The organism is Cellulophaga sp. (assembly GCF_039943695.1).
In the GTDB taxonomy this organism is placed as follows: Bacteria; Bacteroidota; Bacteroidia; order Flavobacteriales; family Flavobacteriaceae; genus Cellulophaga.
The window spans coordinates 1-6247 of record NZ_JBDVAA010000054.1 but is presented as its reverse complement, the minus strand read 5'-3'; the positions used below and the strand labels follow the sequence as shown (position 1 = coordinate 6247).

Genomic DNA, 6247 nt, shown 5'->3' with positions numbered 1-6247 from the left:
TGTTAATTTAGAAGAAGAAAATTACATTGAAAAGGTAGCTAATTCAGAGGTAGTAAATACTTTTTGTATGGCAATTTTAAAGGGCGATGTAGAAACAGTACGTAAACTTATAGAGTTTGGCGAAGATGTAAATAAAAAATCTAATGGTATGACGCCCGCAATATTTGCAGCGCGATATAACAAAGTAGAAATTTTGGAAATACTAATAGCTAATGGAGCGGATCTTAGAATTAAGTGTGATAAAGGGCGTAGTGTAATGTTGCACGCAGAGTTGTCTAACGCAAAAGAAGCTATGGCTTTTTTAGAAAAAATAGCTAAAGAAAAAAAGTTAGCAAGAAAAAATAAGAGAAGAAGAAAGTAGAGTTCATCCAGCAATCATCAACCAAAAAATTCCTTTGAAAAAATCAAAGGGATTTTTTTATTTTGTAATACGTTGAAATTATTACCTAGTTAAAGGTGTAATTATTTAGAATCTAAAACCAGTAAATGCTCTATATAAAAATGCATAAACAGTTATAGATATTAGCGCAAAGCAAAAGAATGAGTATGCTTTTAATAACACAACGGCTAGTATTGGTCTGCAATTGTGAAATGCGCTTAAATAAATTTTCTTGTATTCTATTAGCCTTCCCATATAGTCCTCTTTTTTTTGAATTAATATTCACAAAGCTATAATGGTTAAAAACAATAAGTTAGGTTTGGGTATTTACAAAATTAAATAAAAATAACGAGATAAAAATGCATTTCATCGAATAGTTATTTTTGATTTCTATATTTTTCTATAGCTTCTTTAATCTTTTCTATTCTGTTTTCTGGGTCTGGATGTGTACTCTGGAACTCTGGCTGTCTGTTTGGACCTGCAGCAGCCTTTAAAATTTTCATTACCGCTATCATTTCTTCAGGGTTGTAACCAGCTTGCATCATAAATAATACACCAAGTTCGTCACTTTCTAATTCATCTCCACGACCATTAGTTAGTAGTGTTTTTTGCCCAATACCATTTACAACTCCACCCATATCTGCACCAACAGATGCTCCAGTAGACAAAGTTTGCCAAAAATTACTGTCTGCAATACGTTCAGCAGAGTGTCTACCAATAACATGTCCAATTTCGTGACCTAAAACACCTGCTAATTGTGCCTCTGTAAGTTTAGAAAATAGGGCATAGGTAATAAATATTTGTCCGCCTGGTAGAGCAAAAGCATTTATAGTATTTTCGTCTGCTAATAAATGAAATTCGTATTTATAAGGGGTTTCTTTAGCAATACTGTTTTGTACCAGCTTGTTACCAACAGCGTCTACAAAATTTTGTAATTTTTGGTCAGGGTATAAACCTCCGTGCTGCTGCGCCATTTGTGGTGCACTTTGTAAGCCAATTGCAATTTCTTGATTGGCATCCATATTAATATTTTGTACTCTTCCTGTGTATGGGTTTTCTTCTTTATTGCTGCAACGTTGTATATATGCAAAAGCAACAATAGCAAGTCCAATAAGTATTCTTATTTTCCAATTACCACCTCTTCTCATTATAGTTTATTCTTGGTTAGTTAAAAACCAAGATACAAAAAGAGTTACAAAAGTTCAGGATTAATATCTAAAATATTATTTACAATATAAGATTTTAAAAAGCCAGCAGTAAAATGCTCACCACCTAAAAGTTGTTGATCTTTTACTAACCTCATAATATTTTTACCTCTAAATTGCTCTAGCATAGGTTTAGAAATAGGGGCGTAGCTATAATGCCAAGGTTCATATTTAAACCCTCTACGTTTTTTATCGTTAGTGTATACTAAGTAAAAGCCAAAGTCGTTCGCATTTTCGTCCATCCATTTTTTAAGATCTTCAAATGGTCCGCCTGCTTCAAACTTTTTAGGAACCAAAACATCTCCGCTTGTTTTTTGATAGCCATCTATAATATCTATGTCTGTTCCCCAATGGTGTCTACTAGTACCTGGAATGGTAGAGTATTCTATAATTTTATCTATTGCATTTAGTGGCTTTAGATTTTGGTCTTCTGTATATTTTAAATATTTACGTTCCCAAATACCTTCTTGTCTGTAATAATCTCTATAACTAGATACTATTTTTAAATCAATACCTGCGCTGTAAGCAGCTACTTTCATTTTTTTAAACGAGTCGTGAGCTTCTTTTCTAAGGTTAATGCCTTTGCCATACAAATCTATATCTGCTTGGCCCATTAATTCTTCAATGGAATAGATAACCTCTTTCTCTTGCTCTTGAGCAAAAATAAGATGTGGGGCCGTTAGTGCGGCAGCACCTATAATTCCACTTTTTAGAATAAATGATCTTCTTTGCATAACTCTTAATTTAATTTTTTAAACATAACTATATGTGGTCCTACTTTATCTATGTCAAAAATGCTGCCATCTTTTGTGTAACCGCATTTTGTATAAAAAGGAATTGCACTTTCTCTTGCGTTCATCCACAATAATAAAACGCCTTTTTCTTTTAAAATTGTTTCTGCGTAGGTAATAATTTTTTTACCAACTCCTTTTCCTTGTTGCTCGTCACTAATTGCCATTCCTCTTAATTGGTAGGCACTGGCATCTAAAATGGTACTATTTTGCGCTTGTAATAAAGTTGCAACTCCCACGATACCAGAATTAAGGTAAGCACCAATATGAAGAGTAGTCTCTAAATCATCTCCAGTAAACTTACAAGAAGATATTGGTCTGTTGGCTCTTAAAATAGGTTGCCTAACGGGGTATGTTTTTTTTGCAGAAATTAATTTTAAGCAAATCTTATTTTCAGTGATCATAAAATTATAAATGTGCCACAAAAATACATATTATTGATTTTGATATCCTAAATAAATATATCCTTGATGAACAACATTTACATCTCTTAAACTTAATACATAAAAATATACTCCATCTGGTAAAGCATTAGCAGCTTTTACAACACCACTTACATTGGCGTTACCTCCAAAAGTATTATCGTAACTATTTTTATCATATACAATTCTTCCCCATCTGCTATAAATTTTTAGATTATTGTTTTTAGGAGAAAGAGCAACTTCTTCAAAATATAGATAATCATTTACACCATCATTATTAGGAGAAATAAAGTAATTGTCAAAATTAGTAGTTTCAATACTTAAGCTAGAGCCAAATGTTATAATATCGTAATTATTAGGAACAAATGTGTTAGACGTTATAGATCCGGAGTTAAAATCTCCAGATATTTCTGTGTTACCTAAGTTTTCCCATATGTTTAGTGCTTTATTCCATCCCACAATGCGTAAATCATCAATAGAGTCTACAAAGTCTTCAATATTACTGTCCGTATCCCAGGTTAGTGTAATTTTAGAATTAGTATTTGCTTCTAGGTGCCAAAATTCATAAGTGCTTATGGCAGTTAAAATATCTGCAAAATTATTAGTATCAAAGGTTTTTGAAAATGTAGAAGGGGAGTTTGGGTCTTCATAAAAATAAGCACTTTTTGCAGTATTGTTACTTGTTTCAGAATCTATGTAAAGAGACCTAATTTTGTTTACATCACCTATAGGAAACATAAAGTTGTTTTTGTTTGCAATGGCAGCGTAGCCATCTACTTTTGTTAAGTTGGCATCTCCATTATAAAATGCATAATTGGTAAAATCTAAATTTACATCTGTTGCTGTTCTAGGAGTAACAACATCACCTAAAATAAAATTATTGTTGTTAGTAATGCCAACAGCTACATTTAAAAATAAATCGTTGGTAACAATAATTTCCATATCATTAAAAATAGGTTTAAAGGCACCAGATATTGTTCTGGTATCGTTACCATAAAAACCTGCTAAACCTTCATTTTGGTCAAAATTACCATCGTTAACTAAGTCAATATGAAACCCCATTTGGCCATTATTAAATATTTTCATATTTCCAATATTTTGTGCCACGTTTTGTGATACAACTATGCTAGAAATGCAAAAAGCGATATAGAAAAGTATATGTTTCATTATTATTGTATTTGTTGCCAATCGGTTCCATCACTTTGTAACCAAATTGTTTTTTGACTAATTATTAAGCTTACATTTAAGCCTAATAAACTTTTGTAAGTACTTATGTTTGCTGTTACTCCAACACCAAAAAGTATTGGGTTTTTAATAATATAAATTCTGCCTTTACAAGTATTTGCAGCTGGTAATGTTATGTTATGGGCACCTCCCAATATTATTGTATGGTGAGTATCGTCTAACGTTAAGTCTCCTGTTGTAACGTCTATTGCTGTTGATACGGAACCTTTAACGTCTAAAGTTGAGTTTGCATCGACTCCTGAGTAAGCTGAATCTTCAGGTAAATTAAAACCAACACCTAGGCGTTCACTTATTAGTACTTGAGTTTTTGTTGTAGTGTATCTATCCAATCTTAAAGCTTCATTATTGCCAACAGTAAAACTAAGTTCATTTGCGTTTGTTGAATACATACCTGTGTCGGTATCGTTAGTAAATCTGTATGCAGGTTCTCCTTCATTTCCATTACTATTTAAAAAACCTGCGCTTCTAATAGCCCCACTTACTTGCATTTTGTTATCGGGTGTGTTTGTTCCAATTCCTAGTCTGTTGTTAGTACTGTTCCAAAATATTTGATTATTATCTTCCTCTAGTGCTCCTGAGCTATTAGCAAATAAAATAGAGCCAGGGGTATATGTTGCTGGCAATAAATCTGTGATATCTGGAATTTTTTCCCAGAGACTTGCATTGTATAGGTATATTCTTTTTTCGGTTGTATTGTATAAAATAGAACCTTCTAATGATCCTGTTATTGCATTCATTTCTGTGGTTGTGGCCGATGTAAGCCCAAGTAATAGGTTTGCGTCTATTTGTGAATAAGATGCTATTATTGGGGCAAAAAGCATAAAATATAAAATTAGTTTTCTCATCTTCATTAAATTATTGGTTTGTACTATATAATTGTTTTATTATTTTTTAAGTTGATTAGAAATAAAATATAAGTTGCTAGCTGGGTTTATGTTTGTTCGTTTTTCTAGCGTATATAGTTTTTGTTTAATTTGAAGAATTACTTGGGGGGACTAAAAAGTAACTCGATTTTTGATTTTTTCTATAAATTGATAGTTTTAAGGGTTAAAATTTATTTTAATATTTAGGTTGATAGTTTCTTACAAATCAAGAATTACAAACATAAATTCTGAGTCAAATCTTGCTCTGTCTGTACCTCCATTATCATTGTCACCAACAATAACATCAAATCCTGTTGAGGTTTGGTTGCTGTATGAAATTCCTGGATCGTCATTACCAGCACCATTTCTTCCTGGCTGGCTTAACTGAATAATGTAGTTTGCGTCAGAAACAGTACCTGCTGGTAGGTTTACACGGTAATGTCCAACTCCAAGTTGCTTCACAACTGTAACACCAGTAGTTCCTTTTATTACAACACCAAGAGCATTAACTTTTCCAAGAGCCTTAACCATACTGCTATAAAAAGCACCACCATCTGTACCTGCTTTAACGTCATTTCCAGTATCGGCAGAAATCACATCTGCTGTTTGTGTAACAACACTCTCATTAACATAACTAATTACCCCTGTAGAATTATCTTGAGTTAAAGAAGTCACTGTTCCGCCAACTATTCCGCTAATTTGAGTGTCAACATATGTCTTTACTGCATTCTGAGTAGGAAATAAGGTAGTAGAGGGAGTTGTATCTCCTAAATCAGTTGCATCAGATTTATTTGCACTATCTTCTTTTAAGGCGATTGCTGTGTTTGCAGCCGTTTCATTGTTGTCAACATCAGTTTGTACTGCTGCGATAGCAGTATTTGCTGCAGTTTCGTTAGCATCAACATCGTTTTGAACGTTTGTTATAGCTGTATTAGCAGCAGTTATATTTGTTGCATTAGTTGCAATGCTAGTTTGTAGAGCAGCATCATCATAAAAAGCACCACCATCAGCACCTGCAGTCACATCATTATCAGCATCAGTACTCACAATAACTTGAGCAGAACCTGCTACTTGATTATCTACATAAGTTTTTACGGCATTTTGAGTCGGGAACAAATCATCAGAAGTTCCTAGAGTTACTGCGTCAGATTTATTAGCACTATTTTCTTTTAGAGCGATTGCTGTGTTTGCAGCCGCTTCGTTATTATCAACATCAGTTTGTACTGCTGCGATAGCAGTATTCGCTGCAGTTTCATTCGCATCTACATCAGCTTGAATAGCATTTTCTGCATTAGTAGCCCTTGTAGTTTCAGCAGTAATATTTGTTGCATTAGTTGCAATG

8 protein-coding genes are annotated in these 6247 nt (G+C 33.2%); 1 reads left to right on the top strand and 7 read right to left on the bottom strand.

Going from position 1 to position 6247, the window contains the following annotated elements; translation table 11 throughout:
- Positions 1-361 (top strand): ankyrin repeat domain-containing protein (locus ABJD66_RS03975; protein WP_348128481.1); only part of this gene is annotated, 361 nt, incomplete at its 5' end.
- Between the two features lie 105 nt (positions 362-466).
- Here ABJD66_RS03975 and ABJD66_RS03970 read toward each other — a convergent pair.
- The 7 genes from ABJD66_RS03970 to ABJD66_RS03940 form a co-directional block, all read right to left on the bottom strand.
- A complete protein-coding gene (locus ABJD66_RS03970) occupies positions 467-634 on the bottom strand; it encodes a DUF6747 family protein (protein ID WP_330400387.1) in 168 nt (55 codons plus the stop codon).
- A 122-nt stretch (positions 635-756) separates the two neighbouring features.
- Positions 757-1527 (bottom strand): M48 family metalloprotease, encoded by a 771-nt coding sequence (locus ABJD66_RS03965; RefSeq protein ID WP_303545496.1) that lies wholly within the window; start codon positions 1525-1527, stop codon positions 757-759.
- Positions 1528-1571: 44 nt separating this feature from the next.
- Positions 1572-2318 carry a M15 family metallopeptidase gene (locus ABJD66_RS03960; protein ID WP_303545493.1) on the bottom strand — a complete coding sequence of 249 codons (747 nt, stop codon included), beginning with the start codon at positions 2316-2318 and terminating at the stop codon, positions 1572-1574.
- Positions 2319-2323: 5 nt separating this feature from the next.
- The gene (locus ABJD66_RS03955) at positions 2324-2779 is read right to left on the bottom strand and encodes a GNAT family N-acetyltransferase (RefSeq protein ID WP_348128476.1); all 456 of its coding nucleotides are present in this window, start codon (positions 2777-2779) and stop codon (positions 2324-2326) included.
- Between the two features lie 30 nt (positions 2780-2809).
- Positions 2810-3883, bottom strand: coding sequence for a gliding motility-associated C-terminal domain-containing protein (locus ABJD66_RS03950; protein WP_348128473.1), 1074 nt, complete (start codon positions 3881-3883; stop codon positions 2810-2812).
- Positions 3884-3966: 83 nt separating this feature from the next.
- Complete coding sequence (locus ABJD66_RS03945) at positions 3967-4893, bottom strand: hypothetical protein (protein ID WP_348128470.1); 927 nt, start codon at positions 4891-4893, stop codon at positions 3967-3969.
- Between the two features lie 231 nt (positions 4894-5124).
- A partial coding sequence (locus ABJD66_RS03940) for a hypothetical protein (RefSeq protein WP_348128468.1) occupies positions 5125-6247 on the bottom strand: 1123 nt, incomplete at its 5' end.

What these genes read in the sequence shown, in the direction of transcription:
- ABJD66_RS03970 (WP_330400387.1), bottom strand. Translation starts at nt 634, where the DNA reads ATGGGAAGGCTAATAGAATACAAGAAAATTTATTTAAGCGCATTTCAC.
- ABJD66_RS03965 (WP_303545496.1), bottom strand. Translation starts at nt 1,527, where the DNA reads ATGAGAAGAGGTGGTAATTGGAAAATAAGAATACTTATTGGACTTGCT.
- ABJD66_RS03960 (WP_303545493.1), bottom strand. Translation starts at nt 2,318, where the DNA reads ATGCAAAGAAGATCATTTATTCTAAAAAGTGGAATTATAGGTGCTGCC.
- ABJD66_RS03955 (WP_348128476.1), bottom strand. Translation starts at nt 2,779, where the DNA reads ATGATCACTGAAAATAAGATTTGCTTAAAATTAATTTCTGCAAAAAAA.
- ABJD66_RS03950 (WP_348128473.1), bottom strand. Translation starts at nt 3,883, where the DNA reads ATGAAAATATTTAATAATGGCCAAATGGGGTTTCATATTGACTTAGTT.
- ABJD66_RS03945 (WP_348128470.1), bottom strand. Translation starts at nt 4,893, where the DNA reads ATGAAGATGAGAAAACTAATTTTATATTTTATGCTTTTTGCCCCAATA.